The following is a 20,055-nucleotide window of genomic DNA, read 5'->3' as shown; positions in this document are numbered from 1 at the left end:
AATGGATAGGTGTAAGGCGACTATCCAGTGTGGGAGCGAGCCTGCTCGCGATGGCGGTATCAAAACCGCCTCAAGTATCCAGTCTGAATCAAGCCTGCGCCGCCGCCGTCGCTACCGGTCTTTCCGGTTTGCGCAGCGCCTCCAGCCTTGAGTCGCTGTAGCGTGTTTCGCGGAAGAAGCGCCAGTGGCCGAACAGGTCGTAAACGTGGGTAATCCGCCCTTGCTCTTGATAGCCCAGGCGCATGTGCATCTTCAAGGCCTGCACATTGGCGTTGTCGCAGATATCCACCACTTTTTTGAACCCCCGGGCGTCCATGACTTGCCAAAGTGCGGTCTGTGCGTCGACGGTCAAGGTGCTGCCGAAATAGGGCCGGGCAATTTCGGCACCGAACTGGAAGTATTCACCGGGCTTGACCGGGAACGTGCAGCGGTAAAAGTGGCGGTCGAAATAGTCGCGAGTGCTGGCCCAGACGAACCCGACGGTGTGATCGTCCTGGTCCAGGTACATGTGCCCGGTATGCCCTTCAGCGGCGAGCTCGGCCATGGTCTGCACGCGGTCGCCAAAGTGCTTGCTGAATGCCTTGGCGTTTTCCTCGGTGATGTCGACTCTGCGCAAACCTTCACAGGGGCGCAGTTTGTTGGGGGCAATCGGCGTGACCAGATCGCGCTCCATCCAGAGCAATTCACGGTGAGCGAATACGTAGCGTTTCCACAGCGCGCCAAGGGTGCGGCGCAGACCTTTTTGTTTGATGCGCAGAAGCAGTTCTTCGATGACGTTCATGATGCTCTCCGAGGCCCTAGCCCAGGTGTGGTGGAGGATGTTGCCGGTTGAGTTACGGATGTATGTGCCGCCGCCGGGTTGCCGGCACGCTGTGCGCGCCTTTTTTGCAGGGCCGGTTTGACGTAGTGCCAAAGACGTAGCCCAAGGCCCAGCAGCAAGCCAGTGGGGCGCCATGAGTAGAAGCTCCAGCGCCATTGTTCGATCTGGCCGGTCATGCGCTCGTGCAGTTGATGGCTGGAGTTATCCAGGCTGACCCGCGACGCATCGATCCAGCGCCATTGCTCGTCCAGGCCCCAGCGAATCCACTCCTCCAGCAGCACCCGACCGCTGCCCAGATCGGCATGCTGCGGCAGGAACGCAAGGTTGTAGTCGTAGAGTCGACCCTGCTCGAGCAGGCCCAGCCGATAGCTGATGCAGCGATCGTCCAGCTCCAGCGTCACGACCCGCACCAGGCCTTGAGCGGCGAGGGCGGTGAAAGCGCTAGCCATCCACTGACGGCTGCGTTCGGTGGCGAAAATCCCGACGCCCTCGTCACCTTTCCAACTGACCGACTCGACTTCCTGCAGCGCTTGTAGAACCGTAGGCATCGACAGCGCATCGGGGGTGATTCGCCGTATTTGGGCGCCGCACGCCGCAATCCGTTTGCGCGCCCGACGCAGTTTGTAGCGCGGATCGCCGCAAACTTCCTGATGGTCGGTTTCGCTGATCAGATGCACCGGCACCCGGCAACTCAGGCGTCGTTCAGCAGTGGAGCTACGCGCTATCCATTCGGTGAGGGCACTTTCTTCACCGGCAGGTTCCGACAGTTCATTGAGTTGCAGCAGCGCATGGGGCAGGCGCTGGCGGATCAGCACCAGCGCAGCGCGCATGTCCTCGCCGCCGAGCAGCGACAGCAGGGCCAAGCGATCGGCCAGCGGATAACCCAAGTGATGCAAGACGCGAAATGGCAGGCCAGCGAAGCGTTCGCGGCTGGACACCAGTGGCAGGCACAGGCGTAATGCCTCTGCATCCCAACCGAGCAGAATCTGCAGGCGCTGATCCTCGCCCAAGGCCTGCTCGGCCGCGCACATCCAGCCAAGGTTGTTGAACGGCGTGTGGTCGGTCACGCGCAGGCGCAACGCTTCGTACGCGGTTGCCGGAAAGTCGGCGGTGCACAGGGACGTGCGCCATTCGAATCGCATCGCCATAGGTTCAGGTCGCCGTGGCTGTGACAGGTGGACGGGAGGGTTTGCGCAGCGCTCCGAGGCGTGAACCGCTGTAGCGGGTTTCGCGATAGAAGCGCCAGCGGCCGAACAGCGTGTAGATATTCATGATCCGCTGTTGTTCGGTATAGCCCATGCGCAGGTGCAGCTTGAGCGCCGGGATGTTGCTCGAGTCACAGACGTCGACCACTGTGCTGCAACCCTGAGCGGCCATGGCTTTCCACAATTGCAATTGCAGGTCCACCGACAACTCTGTGCCCCAGTAGGCGCGGGCCAGTTCGCCACCGAACTCGAAAAACTCGCCGGGTTTTACCGGGAACCGACAGCCGTAGTAATGCCGATCAAAATAGTCGTGCGGCGTGCCCCAGATAAACGCCACGGCATCACCGTGCTCGTCGACATGCATATGCCCGGTGTGCCCGTCATCGGCCAGCTCGGCCATGACGCCGACGCGGTCGCCGAAGTAACGAGTAAAGGCGCTGGCGTTGTCTGCAGTGATCTTCATCACACGCAGTGGCGGGTAGGGTTTGAGGCTGTGCGGCGGCACCGGGCTGACCAGATCGCGCTGCATCCACAGCAGTTCCTGATGGGCAAAAAGGTACATTCTGCGGATCTTCGCCAAGGTCGCTCGCAGACCTTTTCGACGGATATGTCCGCGCAGTTTTTGCAAAACTTCCATGGTTCTTTCTCCTGATGAGGGTGCCACGCACAGCAACCGGTTCGCGGGGCAGAACAGCGCAGGCCGGTTCATGAAGCGCTCCAGTCCAGGGCAAACAGGGTTTGCCCTGGCAATTGGAAACGCACGCGGCCGTTTTCGCAGGCAAACGGTACGTCGCGGCTGCGATTGTCGGCGCCGAAGAAACGCAGGGCGCCTTGGTTAAGAGGGCACTGGGCGCCGCTCAGATCAACGCGTTGCAGGCGTGTGCCTTTGTTCACCCCGAGCAACGTGCGCTGCTCGCCGCTGGCCATCGCCAGCACATCCACTTCGAAAGCGTCGTTATCCAGTTGCAGCACGTGCGGCAGCCAGTGCCGAGCGATGAATTGCTGGGCAAGGCCCACCGGTTTCAGCTCGACGCGGCCGTTGTCCAGAATCCGCACCATGCCCTTGGCATACGGCGGCTCATCGGCTGCCTGAAACCAATTGAGCATGGTCAACAAGCCGTCCTGAGAAGCATTGATGACGACCGAGGCCCACCACAGCGCGGCGTAATGGGTTTCCTGATCGTAGGGGCTAAGGCTGGAGCCGCTGGACAGGTTGGTCTGGTCCAGCAGCAAGGCCTTGCGCGGTTGACCCTGACTGTCGAGACCGACCAGCTCGGCGGCACGGCGCACGCTGTCGCGGTAGACCCGGGTCGCGAGCAAGTCGCGCACCATCCATTCGTGCCAGGCCAATGCGTCGACCTGATCGGCGGATTCGTTGAGCAGTTGCCGGGCCCAGTCGATCCCGCGTTTGCCCGCCGCGTTGCGGGTGAACGGCCCGTTGACCAAGCGTGAGCTGGCGGGCATGGCGATGCGCACGCCGGCCCTGGCATTGGCCGGATCGCTGCGCACCTGGCGGGCCATGCTGAGAAAAATCGTTCGATAGTCTTCGAAGCTGGAATAGTTGAGGTTCGGCTCGTCGGCAAAGCCGATGTAATGCGTGCCTTGGCCGCCCAATGCCCGAGTGCTGGCGAGCCAGGCTTCAAGGCCGTTGCTGCTTTGCACATCGGCGCGCAAATCGGCCCGACGCCCGGTGCCGGCGAGCAGGGTGATGTCCTGGCGGATGCCGAAGCGAGTCTGATAGAGCTTGCGAACCGGGTCTTCGAAACGGGCATTTTTCGAAGTGACGTCAACGTAGCTGTAATAACTCGCCGCACTGGGTTTCAAGGCATCCAATGCAGCATGACTGGTCGCGGGCGGCATGAGATTGGGCAAGGCAATGCCCAGATCCGGCGTGCGACCGAGGACTTTATCGTGCAGGGCCAGTCGGGTCTGGCCCGGGTCTTCGCGCAACGGCTGCAAATGCTGCTGATTCTGCGCAAACAGATTGGCCGTGCCGTCGAGCCAGAATGCCGCTCTGCCGCTGCCCTGCAGGCGCAACCGCCACGTCTGTTCGCGGTCGCTGACCGGCAAGGCCACTTGATCGAATTGCCAATAGGCACGGTGGGGCTTGAGGGCCAGCGACAGCTGTTGTCCATCGTCCACGCGCTGTGCTTGCAGTGCGTTGACGCCGCCATGGTATTTGCCGTTCAGCACCGCGTGTTCGCCCGGTGCCACCTTGAAAAACAGCTCATCGCCATTGCGGGTTTCGACACTGAAATGCACTTTGGCCGGACTGAACAGCGCCACGGTCTTATCGTCATGCTCGACGCGGTAACTGCGGAAACTGTAGCCGGGAATCTCCAGGCGATAGCTGGCAGCCCCCGGCACCAAGGGCCAGCGCTGCGAACCGCGGGTTTCACTGGCTTTGATCGACCGTTCGCCCTGCAAACGGCCCTGACCGTCGAGCAGATAGATATGCTCTTCATTGGCGTCAGCCTGCCACGCCGGAACCCAGCGCACGGTGACTGTATCCGGGCGATCGGCTCGCAGATACAGGCTGCCGTCGCGGATCTCGCCCCACTGCATGGGCGCCGCGAAGGCGTGCAGCGTCATGCCCAGTCCGAGCAGCAAGGCCAGGCGCTTCATGCGGCTTTCCTGCGGTGCAGCATCAGCCACATCGGAGCGATGTCACCGGGCAGGATGAACAGCGTGTGCCAGAACGGCACGCCGCTCAGTCTGCAATAAAGCACCAGCATCGCCAGGGTCACTGCCAGATAAGCAATCGAAGACGCCGCCGCTGCGCCGACGATGCCGTGGCTCGGGATGAGCAGCAGGTTCAGCCCCAGATTGAGCAACGCGCCCACGCCCATCATCAGCGAGACGGTCGCCGGGCGATTCTTGCCGATCAGGTCCAGGCGCAGAATGCTTGCGTAGCACAGGCCCAGCAGCCCCGGCAGCAATGCCAGCAGCGCCGGATAAGCCGGTTGGTAGGCGACGCCGAACAGAGTGACAATCAGCCATTCGCCGATCAGCGCCATGGTGACGCAGGCGCCGAGCATCACTGTGGCGGTCAGGCGCAGCGCCAGCGGAGTGACCTTGTCCATGCCTTTGTCCTGTTGCAGCAGGCGCTTCATCAGCGGTGTGGTGACCGCTTCCGGAACGATCAGCAACAGTTCGGCGGCGGCGCTGGCCATGGCGTAATGGCCGAGCGCGGTGCTGCCCAGCAGGGCGCCGATAAACAAATAGTCGGAGCGCAGAATGACCTGTTGAAACAGCAGGTCCGGATGGCTGCGCGCACTGAATCGCAGCAGCTCGTTCTGGCTCGCACGGTCCCATTGCAGTTGCAGCGGTTGTGCGCGTTTGAGCCACATCCAGCCCACCAGCACCACCAGGCTGATACCGGCCAGCCAACTGATCAGTGCGGCTTCGAGTGCCGCCTCTTTCCACATCCAGAACAGAGCAACAAACAGCAGCAGCGGCGCCAGCGATTCGATCAGACGCAAGACATTGAACGCGACCACGCCGCCCGACGCGTTGTGCAAGGTCAGCAGGCCGCTTTTGAGAACCGTCAGCGGTACTGCCAGCAGCAACAGCCACGCCAGCAGACCGAGCTGCATCGTGACATCGAGTTCACTGCCAAATTCTCGCGCCAGCGCGACCACCAGCAATGTCAGCAGCCCGGCCAGCAGACAGCCAAACACCAACACCTGAGCGAGCAACAAACCCATCGGCCGCTGATTGGCCGCTTGATAACCGACCGCCGAGTTCAAGCCGCCGCTGGTGGCCGCACTGATCAGATCCGGCAGGGTGCTGAGCAGGGCGAACAACCCGCGTTCGCTCGGGCCGAGAATCCGCGCCAGCAACACATTGCGCAGCAGGCGCAAGGCGATCATCGCCAGTTTGGTGCCCATGCTCAGCGCCAGATGCCTGAGGTAGCTGCCGCGACTCATGGCCGTGCCCCGCGAAAGATCCGTAACGACAGCAGCTCCGGATTGCGCGCGGTGCGTTGGCTGACGCCGAAGCGCGGCAGGTTCAGAGGGTCGCCGGCGCCGCGATAAAGTCCGGTGGTCGTGCCAAGGGCAAACGGATAATCGTGGTTGGCGACCTGCTCGCGCACCCGCTGATCGTTATCACCGTTGGGGTAGCAATACACCGGCAAGGGACGATTGCAGCCGTTGTGCAAGGCATCGCGGCTACGGCTGATTTCTTCGTGCAGACGCAGGTCGTCCAGTCCGGTGAGGATCGAATGACTGGCGCCGTGTGGGCCGAAACGCACCAGACCGGAGGCTTCCATGGCGCGTACCTGATGCCAGTCCAGCGCTTGCGGCAAGGATTCCGGCGGACACTCATCGGTCAGACGTTCAAGTTCCTGCGGATCGAGGCTTTTTAACCCTTGCAGATAATGCAGCAACGCCAGGCTGCGCCGGTCGACGTCGATATCGTCGAGCAGCACCGGCAGCGGGTGACCCGTGATACGCAGGTATTCGATCAGGTGCATCCGGGCCTTGTCGCCATGACTGCCCCACAGCGTTTCGCCAACGCTTTCCCACCAGAACCGCTGCCGGCTGCCAATAAAATCTGTAGAGAGAAAAACGCTCGCCGGCACTTGGTGTTTTTGCAGCAGCGGATAGGCGTGCACCGCGTTGTCCCGCCAGCCGTCATCAAAGGTCAGCGCCACTTGCGGGCGTTCGGTGCGCAGGGCGTTGGGCTGGAGCAGTTCCATCAGTGGCACGCAATCGAAATGCTTGCGCAGCCACATCAGCAGGTGTTCGAACGCCTGCGGGCCGACGCACAGCTCATTGCGGTGCGGCAGGTTGGCGGCGCGGTCATTGGCCAGCACGCGGTGCAGCATCAGGATCACGCCTGCGCCGTGCAACTGGTTGCGCCCCACGGATGAGTTGAGATAGAGCCAACCGCTGGTGCGTTTTATCAGCTGTTTGATCGCCATGGCATGCGTCCTCTCAACGATTCTGGTCGGGATTCCATTGTGCGTACCGCTGCCCGCGAAGGAACTGCCACAGGCCCGCGCTCATGCCGGCCAGTGTCACCAGCAGGAATGCCGCGAGGCGAAACGGTTTGGGCAAACGATGTTGCGAATCCAGCAGGCCGGCGATGGCAATCGAGTAACCGGTCAATTGCCCGATAAGGCTCAAGCGAAAAAAACCGTGCTCGTTCCACAGCCAGAAATTGCTCAACAGCAGCGGCAGCAGGAGTACCGGCGCCAGTCGACGGATCAGCTTGTGGCTGATCAACGCGATCGAATACAGGCCGTGCTTGAATGGATTGAGCAGTTCACTGCGTTGCGCCAGGCTCTGCAGGCCACCGACCGTGACCCGCTGGCGGCGGCGCCACTGCTTGTCCGCTTCGTCGACGCCCTGGTCGATCACCTGGGCCTGGGGCACGTAGACGATGCGTTTGTGCGCCACCGGCGCGCAGGTACTGATAAAGAAATCGTCGTTGACCTCGGCCGGCACGTTCTGGAACAACTCACGGCGCAAGGCGAGCAGGGCGCCATCGGCGGAGACCATGCAGCCGGTGCGATTCTCGACCCGGCGCAACCAGCCTTCGTAATGCCGATAGAGGCTGTCGCCGATGCTCAGGCCGCCACCGGTGACCGGGATCACCATGTGCCCGGCGCAGGCCCCGACCTGCGGATCGCTCAACGGCGCGAGCAAGTGGCCGAGGGTGTCGCGCGACCATTGGTTGTCGGCATCGGTGAAGACCAGAATGTCCCCGGTGCTCACAGCGACGCCGGCATTCAGCGTGGCGGCTTTGCCCTGGCGCGGCAGGTCGAGCACGGTAATGCGCGGGTCAACGATCTTGTGCGCGCAGGCCACGGTGTCATCGGTCGAACCGTCACTGGCAAGAATGATTTGCAGTGCGGCCGCTTGATAATCCTGGGCAAGCAGCGTGCGCAACTTGTGCTCGATGTGCCGCGCCTCGTTGTGCGCGGCGATGACGATGCTGACATTCAGCGGCGGCGCCGGGTCATGTCGCCAGGCCGGGAACAGCGGCGCCAGCAAGGTCAGCAGCAGCGGATAGCCGATGTAGGCATACATCGGCAGCAACAGGCACAGGCAAAAAATGAGTTCAGCCACGGGCAGGCCTCCTGGCGTTCCAATGACACAGACCGAGCATCAATGCCGCGCTGGCCAGGTGCAGACGCACCCAGTGCAGGCCCCACAGTTGCAGCGTCAGGCTGACGTTATGCTGGCGAATGCTTTGCCGCACGCTGAGCAACAGACTCGGCAGCAGGCCCAGCATCAGCAGCATCAATGCCTGATGGGCGTAGCCCGTGAGCAACGCAAGGATGGCCAGCGCATCGAGCAACCACACCAGCACTGACAGCAGCGGAAAACGCAGCAGACGCAGGCTCATGCCGTGGGTGCGCAGCAATTGCAGGTGACTGCCCTGACGCCACAGTTCCTTGCCGACCCATTCGCGCCAAGTCATTTCATAACCCCAGTGCAGGGCGATGCTTCGGTTGACCGACAGCAGGCGCGCGCCGTGTTTGTGCAGACGCAGGGTGTATTCCTTGTCCTCACCGGTGCGCAGGGTTTCGTTGAAACCACCGACCTCGTCGAACCAGCGCCTGCGCATCAACAGGTTGGCGCTGGGCAGCCATTGCACGCTACGGCTGACGTTGCGCGATGGCCGCAGGTTGCGTCGCTGCCAGGCGCTGGCGTACCACGGGGCGGCGGCCGGGGTGTGCAGGTCGAGGCCGAACACATCGCCCTGAGCCTCCCTCTCAAGCGCGAACAAAGCGAGCAGCCAGTCCTCGGGCATTTCGATATCGGCATCGATGAAGGCCAGCCATTCGTGGCTGGCAATCGCTGCGCCGCGATTGCGCAAAGCGCCGATCAGCAGGCCGGGCAGCACCAGCACCCGAGCGCCGAATGCGCGGGCGATCTGTGGTCCGTCGTCCGTGGACCCGTTGTCGACGACAATCAATTCGCAGTCCATGTCGGCGGCGTTCGCGGCTTTGCGAGCGGCCAGCAGGGTGCGGCCGATGTGCCGCGCCTCGTTGTACATCGGAATGACAATGCTGATCTGGCTCATGCCCTGGCCTCCGTCAGCGCTGCCTGCTCGGCTTTCAGGCGCAGCACCCAGGTCAGCGCAAGCATGATCCACAGGTACTTCAGGTTCGGCGCGCTGAGGAACATCAGGAACAGCGTCAATGAGAGAAAACTCATTCCCAGATGGGTAATCAAATCCGCCTGCTGCCATTCGCGCCGCTGCAACCACGCGCTTCGTGCGCGGATCAGGTTGAAGAAACCCTGTCCAAGCAGGCCAACAAACAGCAGCCCGGCGGGAATACCCAGCTCGCTGAAAATCTCCAGATAGGTGTTATGCGCCCGACGATACAGATCGCCGATCTTGCGATTGGCCGAAAACGCCTTGGCATAACCGGTGGTTGCGTAGTGCAAAGGGAAGGTGCCGGGGCCGGAGCCGAGCAGCGGATGCTCGCGGATGATCTGGCTGCCGACGACAATGTACGAGGCGCGACGGCCGAGGGATTCGTCCTGGGCCTTGGCGCCGGCGCTCAAGATACTCAGCGACTGAATGCGGGCCAGATAACCGGCCGGCATTGCGTAGATCGCCAGGGGAAGGATGATCGCCGCACCGAGCATGGCGAAGCCGAAATGCCGGGGGCGGATGTGGGTGAGCTGCTGACGGTAATGCCAGACACCGATGGCCAGACTCAAGGCCAGTACCACCAGCCCCGAGCGCGACTCGGTTTTGGTCATGCCGCCGAGCAACAACAGGCAGCAGGCCGCCCAAAACAAACGGTGCAGCAGGTTCGGGCTGCGAATCACCAGCAGCAGGCCCAGCGGCACGGCGAAGGCGATCAGCAGGGCAAAGGCGTTGGGGTCTTCGAGCAGGCCGGCGGCGCGGCCCTTGTCCTGGAATCGGCTGGAAAACATCGCCATCGCGCAGGTCGCGCTGACGCTGAGAGTGACCAGTCGGGCGAACAGATCCAGATTCAATTCACGACCGACCAGCAAGGTGATCACGAACAAAATCAGGCCCACGCTCAGCTCACGCAGATGCGTTTGCGACATGCCCAGGTTGTCGCTGGCGAGCAGGCTCAGCAGGTACAGGGCCATGAAGCCGATCAGGTAGCGCCACAGGTTGCTGCGCAGACGCTGCGATGGAAGCTGATGCAGTGCCAGTTGCAACGCCAGAATCAGGGCCAGCGAAACACCGATCAATTTGCTCCCGGAAAACGCAGTGTCCTTGAAGAAACCTTCAAACGGCACCAGCGCGGCGATGCCCAACAGGCCCCACGACGGTTTGCGATACAGCACCGTGAAACCCAGCAGCCCCAGCACCGCCCCCGGGGCCAGGAACGGATAAGGACTGACCAGCAAAGCCAGACAGACCAGTGCCAGCAGACTGACGATCGAGAGCGGGAAAATCATGCGCGTGCCTCCCGTGCCGTGTGGATGTACAGCTGCGACCAGCGTTCGGCCAAAGCCTTGAGGTCGTAGCGCTCCTGTTGTGTGCGTCTGGCGTTGTCGCGCAACTGCGCAGCCAGCTTCGGTTCGGCCAGCAAGGTGTCGAGCTGGCGGGCGAGGGCGGTGGTGTCGTTCGGCGCCGCGAGCAGGCCGTTGTGGCGGTCCTGCAAGACGTCGGGAATGCCGCCGACCGCGAACGCCACCACCGGCACGCCGGCCTGCATCGCTTCGAGCAAAATCATCGGTGTGCCCTCGGTGCGCGAGCTGATCACCAGCGCATCAAGTTGCTGCCACCAGCCTTGCATCGCGGTCTGATAGCCGGGCAAGCGAATCCGCTCCTGTAAGCCGGCAGCGTCGATGCGCGCCTGCAACGCCTCACGTTCCGGGCCGTCACCGAGCATCACCGCGTCCAGTTGCGGGTGCTGGTGACACAGGGCAATCAGCGCATCGAGAAACAGATCCGGGCCTTTTTCGCTGCTCAACCGACCGACGTAACCGGCCAGCCAGCGTTGCCGGTCTGCCGCCGGCTGGAGGGCCGGCGCTGTTGGCAAACCGTTGGGAATGACCTGCAACTTCTCCGCCCGCACGCTGGCCTCAAGGTGCAGCGTGGCAATGCTCTGCGCCACGCAGACCACTCGCTTGACTGACGCCGTGCGGCACAGTTGCAGGCTCAACCAGGTGTAAAACTTCTGCTTGCGACTGCGCGGAGTGAAACCGTGCTGGGTGATTACCAGCGGCAGGCGCAACAGCGTTGCGCCGATCCAGCCAAACAACAGCCCTTTGAAGTTGTGTGTGTTGAGCAACGGCCGATCACCACGGCGCCGATGCAAATGCCGCAGCAGTCGACCAAGCCCGGCACAGCCGCGAGCGTCCACCCCGGCGTTGCGAAAGCGCTCGATCAATTCTGCCGGGGCGTCGAGAAACAGCACTTGGTGCTGCCCCGACGTCGCCAGGCAATGATCCAGCAACATCCGCTCGGCCCCGTAGAAGCCGCCGCTGCTGAGCAAATGAATGATCGGCAGCGCGGCGCACGGGGTGGACGCGGCGTTCAATTGCGCACCCAGTGAACCAGGCGTGGCATGGTCCAGTGTTTATGCGGATTGCCAATCTGCGGCGTTTCTTCGTTGAGCACCAACAGTACCGGCAGGCCCAGTTCATGGCTGATTTGCGCCGGATGCTTGAAGCGGTGATCGAAGAACTCACGCACATAAACGAAGGCAATTGCCAGCAACAGTCCAGTGAACAGCCCGAACGGAATGATCAGCAGCGGTTTGGGAAAAGCCGCGGCGGTCGGTTCAAACGGTGGACTCAGTACACGAGCATTGGACAAGTCATTATCCAGCGCGCGCGTCGTGCTGCTTTCAGCGAAGCGTTGTGCATAGGTCGAAAACGCTGCGTGCAACGCGCCGATTTCGGTGTCCATCTGGCGCAGCTTGCTCTGGGTTTGCTGCAATTGATGGATGCGATTCTTGAACTCGGCAATGCGCGCGGTTTTCTGCTCGATGACCTGGCTGACCACCGACAGGTCGATCGTGCGTTCCTGGATGCGGTTATTGACCACCTTGAGGAACTGCTGGCGTGTGCGCGCGATTTGCTCGCGGGCCAGCAACATCGGTTCGCTGCCGGGCTGAAATACCGCCAGGTCGTTCATGTAGCGGCTGACCTGCGTGGTCAGTTGCTCGCCCATCTGGCGGATCTCGCGGTCCTCGAACGCGATGTTGTCCACCGTAGTCGTGAAGGTAAACGGAAAGGTGTAGTCATTGAGTTTGTTGGTGTTGGCGGCGGCCAGGCTGGATTTCAGGTAATCGAGCCAGCGCTGGCTTTGCAGCAAGCGATCACGATACAGATTGAGTGCCTGCTCTTCGGTGTTGATCGCATTGAGGCGAAAGGTGATTTCCTCTTTCGGATCGGACGAACCGACCCTTTCCAACAGGCTCAGCCGCGCGCCTTCCAGACCATCGAGTCGCACCTGGTATTGATGCTTCTTGGTCTCGTAGAACGAGTGCGGCAGCTCGATCGATTGCAACGCCTGACGATCGACCAGATAGTTTTGCAGCAATGCGGCGACGAACGCCGTGCCTTGAACAGGATCGGGGAAGCTGTAGACGATCGAGATGACATTGGAACCTGGCAGGGTTTCGATCTTCAGATTGTCGATGGCGTCCTGGGTCAAGCCGTCCAGTGCCGTGTCGCGCACCGGATCGGTTTCCATGCCCAGTGCATCACGCAGCGGATTGATCACATATTCGCGCAGTGGCGTGCTGACGTAACGCTTGAACGGTTCGCCGGCCAGCTTGCTGAGTAAGCCCGGTGGCGGGTTGTACTGACCGTTGTCACGCAGTTCGCTGACGGTCTGGCGAATCAGCGCCGGCGAACGGAGGATATTGCTTTCGGTTTCCATGTCCGCCAGCGATGGCGGAATGAACGTGGCGTTGTCCTGGGTCAGCGAGGTCGTCGCATCGCCCTGAGAGAGCTTTTTCGACTGCACGATCACCTGCGCAGTGATATCGAAGCTCTGTTTGAGCAGCAACGGCAGGAGCAGGGCGATCACTGCAAAGGTCAGGAAGATGCGCTTCACCGTTTGCTTGTTGGCGAAGAAAATCCTGAAGAACTCGTGCAGGTAATTTTCTTTTGGGTTCATGTCGTTCACCTGAGAGTCAGTTGTCACTGCCTTTGTTGTCGACGCGGTAGCCGAAGCTGAAACCGACGCCCTGGAACAGCACCACATCGGCCAGTTGCCGGGCGAGTTCGCCGGCGCTGGCGAGTTTGGTTTTTGGTACGTAGAGCATGTCGTCCGGCTGCAGATAGGCGATCTGTGGCGCCTCGCCGGACAAGGCTTTTTCGACGTCGTAGTTCATTGCCTGCACCTGATTGCCGTTGCGCCGCATGATCACCACCGAATCGAGGCGCGCCTTGACGTTGGTGCCGCGCGCCAGCGTGAGCGCCTCAAGCACCGACACTGGCCGGCGGATCGGGTACGAGCCTGGTTGAGCGACTTCACCGAGCACGTAGATCTCGTTGCCGGCGGTGGACTTGAGCAGCACGTCCACGGTCATCCGTCCCGGCAGTTGCGCGTATCGCTGATTGAGGAAGGTTTCCAGTTGATTGACGGTCATGCCTTGCAGCGGCACGGCGCCGACTTCCGGAAAACTCGCGTAGCCGTCGGTTCCCACAGTGATTTCGCGGCTCATGCCGGTGGCCGGGTGGTTCAACGCGCTTTTGAGGTTCTGCTCGTTGCTCAGCGGGCTGAGGATCTGCACCGAGAGCTGATTGCGATTGGGCTGGAACAGCTGCTTGCGCTGATAGGCGCGCTGGATTTCCTGGCGGGCCTCTTCGCTGGTCAGGCCGGCGATTTTCACTGAGGTGTTGGCACCCGGCAGTTCGATGGTGCCGTCGGGCAGCACCAGTTGCGTGCCGTTGAGCTGGCTGGCGGCGGTGAAATTCAGGCCGATCTGGTCGCCCGACTGCACGCGGTAAGCGTCCGAGCCGCTGGTGCTGATATGGAAAATCACATCCAGCACGTCTTTCGGGCGCAGGGTCTGTTCGACCTTCGGCATGTCAGTCGCCTGGGCGTTGGCCGGTGCGGCGGTGAGGATATTCACCGGCATGTTGCGGGTCTCGGAAGTGCTGGAGCAGCCTGCAAGCGGCAGCAACAGCAGGACAAGCATTCTGGCGTTCATGGCGTCATCCTTTGCGTTTGCTTACAGGTTTTTGTAAAGCCATTTGGGCATGTAGTACTTGCGCCGGTTGAACACGCTGCCGACCACTTTTGCGCCGGCCTGAGTCAGGCGTTGCACGGCGGCCTGGGCGACTTCCCAACGGGTATCTTCGGCGCGCACGACAAACACCACGCCGTCGACCTGAGTGCTGATGACCAGCGTGTCGGCGGCGGAGTACACCGCGTCGCCATCGATCACCACGAAGCGGTAACGGCTACCCAATTGGTCGAGCAACGGGCTCAGGCGTTCGGCCGTCAGGTGCTCCAGAGTGCGGATCGGCCGGCCGTTGGGCAGCACGTGGAAGGGCAGGCTCGACACCTGCACCACGCAGTCCTGCAACAGCGGCGGGTTGTCCGGGTTGAACAACAGGTCGCGCAGGCCGCGCTCCTTGCCAAGGTTCATCTGCTGGGTGAGGTTGTTGGCCGACTGGCTGGCGTCGACCAGCAGCACCTGGCCGCTGCTCATTTGTGCCAGTTGACTGGCCAGGGCCAGGGCGCTGGTGGTGGTGCCCGCGCCGGGATTGGCTGCGGTCAGGAACAGGATCCGCAGATCGAGGTCCAGCACGGTCGAGGTCAGGTTCGATTCGCTGGGGCTGGCGATGCTCAGGCTGTTATTGGTTGAACCGTCCATTAGCTTGCTCCGTGGCCGCTGAATACTTTGAAGGGGGTTTTCAACAGAATCTTCAGATCAAGCAGAAGGCTCTGCTCGGCGATGTAGCTGAGGTCCAACTCAACGCGCTGGTCGAAGTCGATGTTGCTGCGCCCGGAGATCTGCCACAGGCCGGTCATGCCGGGGTAGATCGCCAGACGCGCGAGATGATTGTCCTTGTAGCGGTAGGCGTTGAACGAGGTCGGGCGAGGGCCGACCAGACGCATGTCACCGGTCACCACGTTGATCAGGTTGGGCAGCTCATCGAGGCTGGTGCGCCTTAAGAAATGGCCGATGCCGGTGATGCGCGGGTCCTTGTCGATCTTGAAATCGATGGCGTCCGCCCCGTGTTTATTCAGGTGGCGCAGCGATTCCTTGAGTTCTTCGGCGTTGCAGACCATGGTGCGGAACTTGAACATGCCGAACTTGCGGCCGCGATAGCCGGTGCGTTTCTGCACAAACAGCACCGGCCCCGGGCTGGTGTGCTTGATGATCAATGCCAGGCCCAGCAGTAGCGGCGAGGACAGCAGCAGAATCACCAGCGCGCCGAGGCAGGCCACCACCCGATTGGTCCGCGACAGTTGCCATGGGCGGCCGCCATCGCGGCCGCTTAACCAGCCGCGACCCTGGCGATGAATCGCTGCGTCGAGGCGCATGCGATGTTCTGGGTCGACTCGCTTGTCGCGGCGCATCTCTTGGATCGGTACACCTTTCTCATGTCCAGTCATGGCGTCCTCCGCATTCATTCAGCCGCAAGCGGCGCGCGGGCAGTGGGGTAGTAGTCGCGGAACCAGGCGATGAAACGACCCAGCCCTTCATCCAGTTCAATCCGGGGCTGGAATCCGGTGGCCTGGGCCAGGTCGCTGGCCTCGGCGCAAGTGTTGAGCACGTCGCCCGGTTGCAGTGGCAGCAGCTCGACAATAGCTTTCTGAGCGAGATGTTTTTCCATCAGCGCGAGGTAGGTTTTCAGCGCGACTGGCTGCTGCCCGCCAATGTTGAACAGCCGCCACGGCGCCATGCTGCTGGCCGGGTCGGGCTGCTCGCGATCCCATTGCGGATTGGCTTGCGGTGGCTGATCGATGAGGCGCGCGATGCTTTCGATGATGTCGTCGATGTAGGTGAAATCGCGCTGATGCTCGCCGTAATTGAACAGCTTCAGCGGCTCGCCTTCGCTGATCGCCCGGGCGAACTGGATTGGCGACATGTCGGGCCGGCCCCATGGCCCATACACGGTGAAGAAGCGCAGGCCGGTGCAGGGAATGCCGAAAAGATAGCTGTAGCTGTGCGCCATCAGCTCATTGGCTTTCTTGGTCGCGGCGTACAGCGACAGCGGATGGTTGACGCCATCCTTTACCGAATAGGGCGTGTGTTGGTTGGCGCCGTACACCGAACTCGACGAGGCGTAGATCAGGTGTTCGACCGGGTGATGCCGGCAGCTCTCAAGGATGTTCAGAAAACCGTTGAGGTTGCTGTCCAGATACGCCCGTGGATTGTCCAGCGAATAACGCACCCCGGCCTGCGCGGCCAGATGGATCACCACTTGTGGTTGTTCGCGGGCAAACAGTGCGTCGATGGCTGTAGCGTGGGCCAGATCAACCGTGGCGAGCTGAAAGTCACCCACCTGTTCGCGCACCCATTGCACGCGGTCATGCTTGAGCTGCGGGTCGTAGTAGTGGTTGAAATTATCCAGGCCGACCACCGAATGCCCGTCGCGCAGCAAACGCAGGACGCAATGGGCGCCAATGAAACCGGCTGCACCGGTCACCAGAATCTTCATGGCCGCACTCCTTCTGGAGCGATGTGACGCAGGCCGATGCCGCTGTAGTGCAGACCGGCGGCCGCCACTTGTTCCGGGTTGTAGAGGTTGCGACCGTCGATGATCACCTTGGAACGGAGCTTCTCGGCGAGCAGTGCGAAATCCACCACGCGAAAATTTTTCCATTCGGTGCAGATCACCAGCGCGTCGGCGTCTTCGAGGGTGTCATCGCGGGTCGCGCACAGATGCAAGTCGTTGCGATAGCCATAGAGGCGCCGGCATTCGGACATCGCTTCCGGATCGTAGGCCTGCACGCTGGCACCTTCGGCCCACAACGCATCCATCAGATACCGACTGGGGGCTTCGCGCATGTCATCGGTGTTGGGTTTGAAGGCCAGGCCCCAGACCGCGATAGATTTGCCGGCCAGGCCTTGCGGGAACTGCGCTTGCAGCTTGCTGAAGAGAATGTGCCGCTGACTGTCATTGACGTCGGTGACGCTGCGCAGCAGTTTCAGCGGCATGCCGTTGTGTTCGGCGGTGTGCAGCAGCGCGCGCAGATCCTTGGGAAAGCACGAGCCACCGAAGCCGCAGCCCGGATAGATGAAGTGATAGCCGATGCGCGGGTCGGAGCCGATGCCTTTGCGCACCGCTTCGATGTCGGCGCCCAGCAGTTCGGTGAGGTTGGCCAGCTCGTTCATGAAGCTGATGCGGGTGGCGAGCATCGCGTTGGCGGCGTACTTGGTCAGCTCGGCGCTGCGGTTGTCCATGAACATCAGTTTTTCGCGGTTGCGGCAGAACGGCGCGTACAGCTCGCTCATCTGCTCGCGAGCTTCATCGTCACGGGTACCGATTATGATCCGGTCCGGGCGCATGCAGTCGGCAAGGGCGCTGCCTTCCTTGAGAAATTCCGGGTTCGAGACGACGCGCACCTGCAGTCCGGTTTTGCCGCGTTGCAGCAATTCGCTGTTGGCTGCGGCCAGGACTTGGTCGGCAGTACCCACCGGCACGGTGGATTTGATGATCAGCGTGCGATCGGCCTCCATCAGGCCGGCAATCTGCCGGGCCACGTTGAGCACATGGCTGAGGTCGGCAGATCCATCTTCGTCCGCCGGGGTACCGACGGCGATGAAAATCAGCTCGGCGTGGGCGACTGCATCGCTGGCCTGGGTACTGAACAACAGACGTCCGGCCTTGATGTTTTCTTCAAGCGTTGCCGACAGCCCCGGCTCACTGATAGGCGGCACCGCTTGTTGCAGTTGTTTGATTTTGTTCGGATCAATATCAATGCATAAAACCCGATGGCCGACATCGGCAAGTGCGGCGGCTTGTATAAGTCCGACATAGCCTGTGCCAAATACGCTCACGTCCATCTGCGCACCTCAATAAAGCCAGAAAAGTTAACTACGGAATGAGATTGTTAAAGGGGTATAGCGCAGGGTTTGAAAAGCATGTCAGCAAAATGACATGTTGCACCGGTATAACACTTAAGCGTTTTTTGGCGATTGGCTATCAAGTCATTGCTGCGATTGAGTTTGTTGTTTTTTTGCAGATTTGTTCAGATTTCATCTAAGCGACAAACGGTCGAAAGCCGCGTAATTGAAGGCTTTCAGCGCGGCTGGTGTGTCATTTTTGAGTCATGGTTTTTTTGACGGTTTATCCGGCTATCAGTCAATTCTTGCGATTTAATGGCCGGGTGCTAGTGTCAGCTTCTGACTGACAAACCTTTGACTTCCCGCCTTTTCGCACCGCCGGTATCGACATGTTCAGATATGCCAAGGAACTGCTTTTAGTTATCTATCTGTTGCTTTATTCCGACTATTACATGGATCGGTTAAATGCTATCGGGTGGAGTTTTAATGTACTTTTTTTTGGCGCGATGTTTTTGGCGCTTATCGTCGCGCTCTACCTGACTGCCTATATACGACAGGCGCTCGTTCGACATGCATTCGCATTAACGCTGTTTGCTTCGGCGGTTTTCTTTGATGTTTATACCCGGGTCACCGCGGATTACCTGAGGTACAGCGATTTTGTCTCGCTGGTCTATTCCGGTGGTTTTATCCAGGAAGCGGCGTACCAGTACCGGGGCGCGATCTTGCATGCCGTACTCAATGGCTTGCTGTTGCTGTTTGGCATCGGGCTCAAGCCGCGGCGAGCGCTGGCCCTACCCAACGTATTGCGGGTCGCGGCGCCCGTTGTCGCTGTGTTGGCGCTCAGCGGGTTGCTGTTTCTACGCGCGGGCGAAGGCGCGCGCGGGCTGCCGGTCATGTACACGCCGCTGGCCTATCTGAACCTGTTCGCCTACGAGGCGCTGCACAACACGGTCGGCCCCCGGGAACCGGTGACGCTCGCGCGGACCGCGCCAGCCGTCGGCCACGACATCGTGCTGATCATCGACGAAAGCGTCTCTGGCAATTACCTGGACATCAACGCGCCGTTCGGCGTGCACAGCAACCTCAAGCAAGCGCCGGCCGGCGTCGAAATCTTCAACTATGGATACGCGGCGTCCATTGCCAATTGCAGCGCCGACACCAATGTCACCTTGCGCTACGGCGGTACCCGTGCCGACTACATGCGCATCAACAGCACGCTGCCGTCGATCTGGCAGTACGCGAAAAAGGCCGGTTTGCGCACGGTGTACATCGACGCCCAGCGCACCGGGGGCAACCTGCAGAACCTGATGACCCAGAGCGAGAAAAACGACATCGACGAGTTCGTGCAATTCGACCAGACCCGCGTGCGCGACCGCGACATGGCGGCTGCTGCCAAGCTGATCGCGTTGCTCAAGGACGACCGTCCCGAGCTGGTGGTGATCAACAAGGTCGGTGCGCATTTTCCGGTGCATGACAAATACCCGGACGCCTTCATGGCCTATCGGCCGACGCTGCCACGCGGGCAGTTCAGCGAAGTCGCCGACACCGGCGAACGCACCGGTTTCAACGGTCAGCCGGACGACTGGGTGCTGTATCGCAACGCCTACAAAAACACGCTGCTGTGGAATGTCGGCGAGTTCTTCGCCCGGGTGTTTGCCGAGGGCACGCTGGACAATGCGCTGCTGATCTACACCTCCGACCATGGCCAGGATTTGCATGAGCGCGGCAACCCTGGCCTCAACACCCATTGCGGAGGTGATCCGGTGGAGGAGGAAGGGCTGGTGCCGCTGGTGGTGATTCAGGGCCGCGGGTTACAGGCGCCGGACTGGTCGGCGCATCTGGCGGCGAACAAGAACCGTTCCAGCCACTACAACATTTTCCCGACGCTGCTGCAGTTGATGGGCTACGACCTGGCGAATATCGAGGCGGTGTATGGCAAATCGCTGAGCGTGCCGACGGCGGATGAATTCACCTTCAACTACCGGTTCAATGCGCGGCTGGGCGCCAGGCCCGAGTGGAAACATATTGATCTGGGCAGCATTGTCACGCCGCCGCGGGCGCCGGCGAGTGTGGCGGTTGGTCAGTAAGGTTCTGCGTTG

At 61.2% G+C, this 20,055-nt stretch carries 17 protein-coding genes; 1 reads left to right on the top strand and 16 read right to left on the bottom strand.

The window, feature by feature from the left end; genetic code table 11:
- Nucleotides 1–88: 88 nt before the first annotated feature.
- The 16 genes from HU743_RS11745 to HU743_RS11670 form a co-directional block, all read right to left on the bottom strand.
- Complete coding sequence (locus tag HU743_RS11745; RefSeq protein ID WP_186648761.1) at nucleotides 89–781, bottom strand: N-acetyltransferase; 693 nt, start codon at nucleotides 779–781, stop codon at nucleotides 89–91.
- Nucleotides 778–1,968: a GNAT family N-acetyltransferase gene (locus HU743_RS11740; protein WP_186648760.1), complete on the bottom strand. Its 1,191-nt coding sequence runs from the start codon at nucleotides 1,966–1,968 to the stop codon at nucleotides 778–780. Before HU743_RS11740 ends, HU743_RS11745 begins: the two co-directional genes overlap by 4 nt.
- Before the next feature lie 4 nt (nucleotides 1,969–1,972).
- On the bottom strand, nucleotides 1,973–2,662 hold the full coding sequence (locus HU743_RS11735) for a GNAT family protein (RefSeq protein ID WP_186648759.1): 690 nt from the start codon (nucleotides 2,660–2,662) through the stop codon (nucleotides 1,973–1,975).
- A gap of 68 nt (nucleotides 2,663–2,730) precedes the next feature.
- Nucleotides 2,731–4,650 carry a hypothetical protein gene (locus tag HU743_RS11730; protein WP_186648758.1) on the bottom strand — a complete coding sequence of 640 codons (1,920 nt, stop codon included), beginning with the start codon at nucleotides 4,648–4,650 and terminating at the stop codon, nucleotides 2,731–2,733.
- Nucleotides 4,647–5,954 (bottom strand): oligosaccharide flippase family protein, encoded by a 1,308-nt coding sequence (locus HU743_RS11725; protein WP_186551989.1) that lies wholly within the window; start codon nucleotides 5,952–5,954, stop codon nucleotides 4,647–4,649. Before HU743_RS11725 ends, HU743_RS11730 begins: the two co-directional genes overlap by 4 nt.
- The gene (locus HU743_RS11720) at nucleotides 5,951–6,952 is read right to left on the bottom strand and encodes a polysaccharide deacetylase family protein (protein ID WP_186648757.1); all 1,002 of its coding nucleotides are present in this window, start codon (nucleotides 6,950–6,952) and stop codon (nucleotides 5,951–5,953) included. Before HU743_RS11720 ends, HU743_RS11725 begins: the two co-directional genes overlap by 4 nt.
- Before the next feature lie 13 nt (nucleotides 6,953–6,965).
- Nucleotides 6,966–8,102 (bottom strand): glycosyltransferase, encoded by a 1,137-nt coding sequence (locus HU743_RS11715; protein WP_186648756.1) that lies wholly within the window; start codon nucleotides 8,100–8,102, stop codon nucleotides 6,966–6,968.
- Nucleotides 8,095–9,063: a glycosyltransferase gene (locus HU743_RS11710; protein WP_186623185.1), complete on the bottom strand. Its 969-nt coding sequence runs from the start codon at nucleotides 9,061–9,063 to the stop codon at nucleotides 8,095–8,097. Before HU743_RS11710 ends, HU743_RS11715 begins: the two co-directional genes overlap by 8 nt.
- Nucleotides 9,060–10,427 (bottom strand): O-antigen ligase family protein, encoded by a 1,368-nt coding sequence (locus tag HU743_RS11705; RefSeq protein ID WP_186648755.1) that lies wholly within the window; start codon nucleotides 10,425–10,427, stop codon nucleotides 9,060–9,062. Before HU743_RS11705 ends, HU743_RS11710 begins: the two co-directional genes overlap by 4 nt.
- Complete coding sequence (locus tag HU743_RS11700; protein WP_186648754.1) at nucleotides 10,424–11,515, bottom strand: glycosyltransferase family 4 protein; 1,092 nt, start codon at nucleotides 11,513–11,515, stop codon at nucleotides 10,424–10,426. Before HU743_RS11700 ends, HU743_RS11705 begins: the two co-directional genes overlap by 4 nt.
- Nucleotides 11,512–13,104: a lipopolysaccharide biosynthesis protein gene (locus tag HU743_RS11695; RefSeq protein ID WP_186648753.1), complete on the bottom strand. Its 1,593-nt coding sequence runs from the start codon at nucleotides 13,102–13,104 to the stop codon at nucleotides 11,512–11,514. The genes HU743_RS11700 and HU743_RS11695 overlap by 4 nt, the downstream gene beginning before the upstream one ends.
- Before the next feature lie 16 nt (nucleotides 13,105–13,120).
- On the bottom strand, nucleotides 13,121–14,143 hold the full coding sequence (locus tag HU743_RS11690) for a polysaccharide biosynthesis/export family protein (RefSeq protein ID WP_186648752.1): 1,023 nt from the start codon (nucleotides 14,141–14,143) through the stop codon (nucleotides 13,121–13,123).
- A 21-nt stretch (nucleotides 14,144–14,164) separates the two neighbouring features.
- Nucleotides 14,165–14,812 (bottom strand): CpsD/CapB family tyrosine-protein kinase, encoded by a 648-nt coding sequence (locus HU743_RS11685; protein ID WP_186551981.1) that lies wholly within the window; start codon nucleotides 14,810–14,812, stop codon nucleotides 14,165–14,167.
- Nucleotides 14,812–15,558 (bottom strand): sugar transferase, encoded by a 747-nt coding sequence (locus tag HU743_RS11680; protein ID WP_186551980.1) that lies wholly within the window; start codon nucleotides 15,556–15,558, stop codon nucleotides 14,812–14,814. The genes HU743_RS11685 and HU743_RS11680 overlap by 1 nt, the downstream gene beginning before the upstream one ends.
- 14 nt (nucleotides 15,559–15,572) lie before the next feature.
- Nucleotides 15,573–16,607 carry an NAD-dependent epimerase gene (locus HU743_RS11675; RefSeq protein WP_186551979.1) on the bottom strand — a complete coding sequence of 345 codons (1,035 nt, stop codon included), beginning with the start codon at nucleotides 16,605–16,607 and terminating at the stop codon, nucleotides 15,573–15,575.
- Nucleotides 16,604–17,956 carry a UDP-glucose/GDP-mannose dehydrogenase family protein gene (locus tag HU743_RS11670; protein ID WP_186648750.1) on the bottom strand — a complete coding sequence of 451 codons (1,353 nt, stop codon included), beginning with the start codon at nucleotides 17,954–17,956 and terminating at the stop codon, nucleotides 16,604–16,606. Before HU743_RS11670 ends, HU743_RS11675 begins: the two co-directional genes overlap by 4 nt.
- Before the next feature lie 389 nt (nucleotides 17,957–18,345).
- On the opposite strand from HU743_RS11670, the gene HU743_RS11665 reads away from it, so the two are divergent.
- A complete protein-coding gene (locus tag HU743_RS11665) occupies nucleotides 18,346–20,043 on the top strand; it encodes a sulfatase-like hydrolase/transferase (protein ID WP_186648748.1) in 1,698 nt (565 codons plus the stop codon).
- Nucleotides 20,044–20,055: the final 12 nt, after the last annotated feature.

The sequence above is a fragment of the Pseudomonas sp. SWRI99 genome, from assembly GCF_014270125.1.
GTDB lineage: Bacteria > Pseudomonadota > Gammaproteobacteria > Pseudomonadales > Pseudomonadaceae > Aquipseudomonas > Aquipseudomonas hamedanensis.
Note: the sequence above shows the minus strand (reverse complement) of the source record. Positions and strands in the feature narration are given on the sequence as shown.

Excerpts from the sequence above, each read along its gene's own strand:
- HU743_RS11745 (WP_186648761.1), bottom strand. The coding sequence starts at position 781 with ATGAACGTCATCGAAGAACTGCTTCTGCGCATCAAACAAAAAGGTCTG.
- HU743_RS11740 (WP_186648760.1), bottom strand. The coding sequence starts at position 1,968 with ATGGCGATGCGATTCGAATGGCGCACGTCCCTGTGCACCGCCGACTTT.
- HU743_RS11735 (WP_186648759.1), bottom strand. The coding sequence starts at position 2,662 with ATGGAAGTTTTGCAAAAACTGCGCGGACATATCCGTCGAAAAGGTCTG.
- HU743_RS11730 (WP_186648758.1), bottom strand. The coding sequence starts at position 4,650 with ATGAAGCGCCTGGCCTTGCTGCTCGGACTGGGCATGACGCTGCACGCC.
- HU743_RS11725 (WP_186551989.1), bottom strand. The coding sequence starts at position 5,954 with ATGAGTCGCGGCAGCTACCTCAGGCATCTGGCGCTGAGCATGGGCACC.
- HU743_RS11720 (WP_186648757.1), bottom strand. The coding sequence starts at position 6,952 with ATGGCGATCAAACAGCTGATAAAACGCACCAGCGGTTGGCTCTATCTC.
- HU743_RS11710 (WP_186623185.1), bottom strand. The coding sequence starts at position 9,063 with ATGAGCCAGATCAGCATTGTCATTCCGATGTACAACGAGGCGCGGCAC.
- HU743_RS11705 (WP_186648755.1), bottom strand. The coding sequence starts at position 10,427 with ATGATTTTCCCGCTCTCGATCGTCAGTCTGCTGGCACTGGTCTGTCTG.
- HU743_RS11695 (WP_186648753.1), bottom strand. The coding sequence starts at position 13,104 with ATGAACCCAAAAGAAAATTACCTGCACGAGTTCTTCAGGATTTTCTTC.
- HU743_RS11690 (WP_186648752.1), bottom strand. The coding sequence starts at position 14,143 with ATGAACGCCAGAATGCTTGTCCTGCTGTTGCTGCCGCTTGCAGGCTGC.
- HU743_RS11685 (WP_186551981.1), bottom strand. The coding sequence starts at position 14,812 with ATGGACGGTTCAACCAATAACAGCCTGAGCATCGCCAGCCCCAGCGAA.
- HU743_RS11680 (WP_186551980.1), bottom strand. The coding sequence starts at position 15,558 with ATGACTGGACATGAGAAAGGTGTACCGATCCAAGAGATGCGCCGCGAC.
- HU743_RS11675 (WP_186551979.1), bottom strand. The coding sequence starts at position 16,607 with ATGAAGATTCTGGTGACCGGTGCAGCCGGTTTCATTGGCGCCCATTGC.
- HU743_RS11670 (WP_186648750.1), bottom strand. The coding sequence starts at position 17,956 with ATGGACGTGAGCGTATTTGGCACAGGCTATGTCGGACTTATACAAGCC.
- HU743_RS11665 (WP_186648748.1), top strand. The coding sequence starts at position 18,346 with ATGTTCAGATATGCCAAGGAACTGCTTTTAGTTATCTATCTGTTGCTT.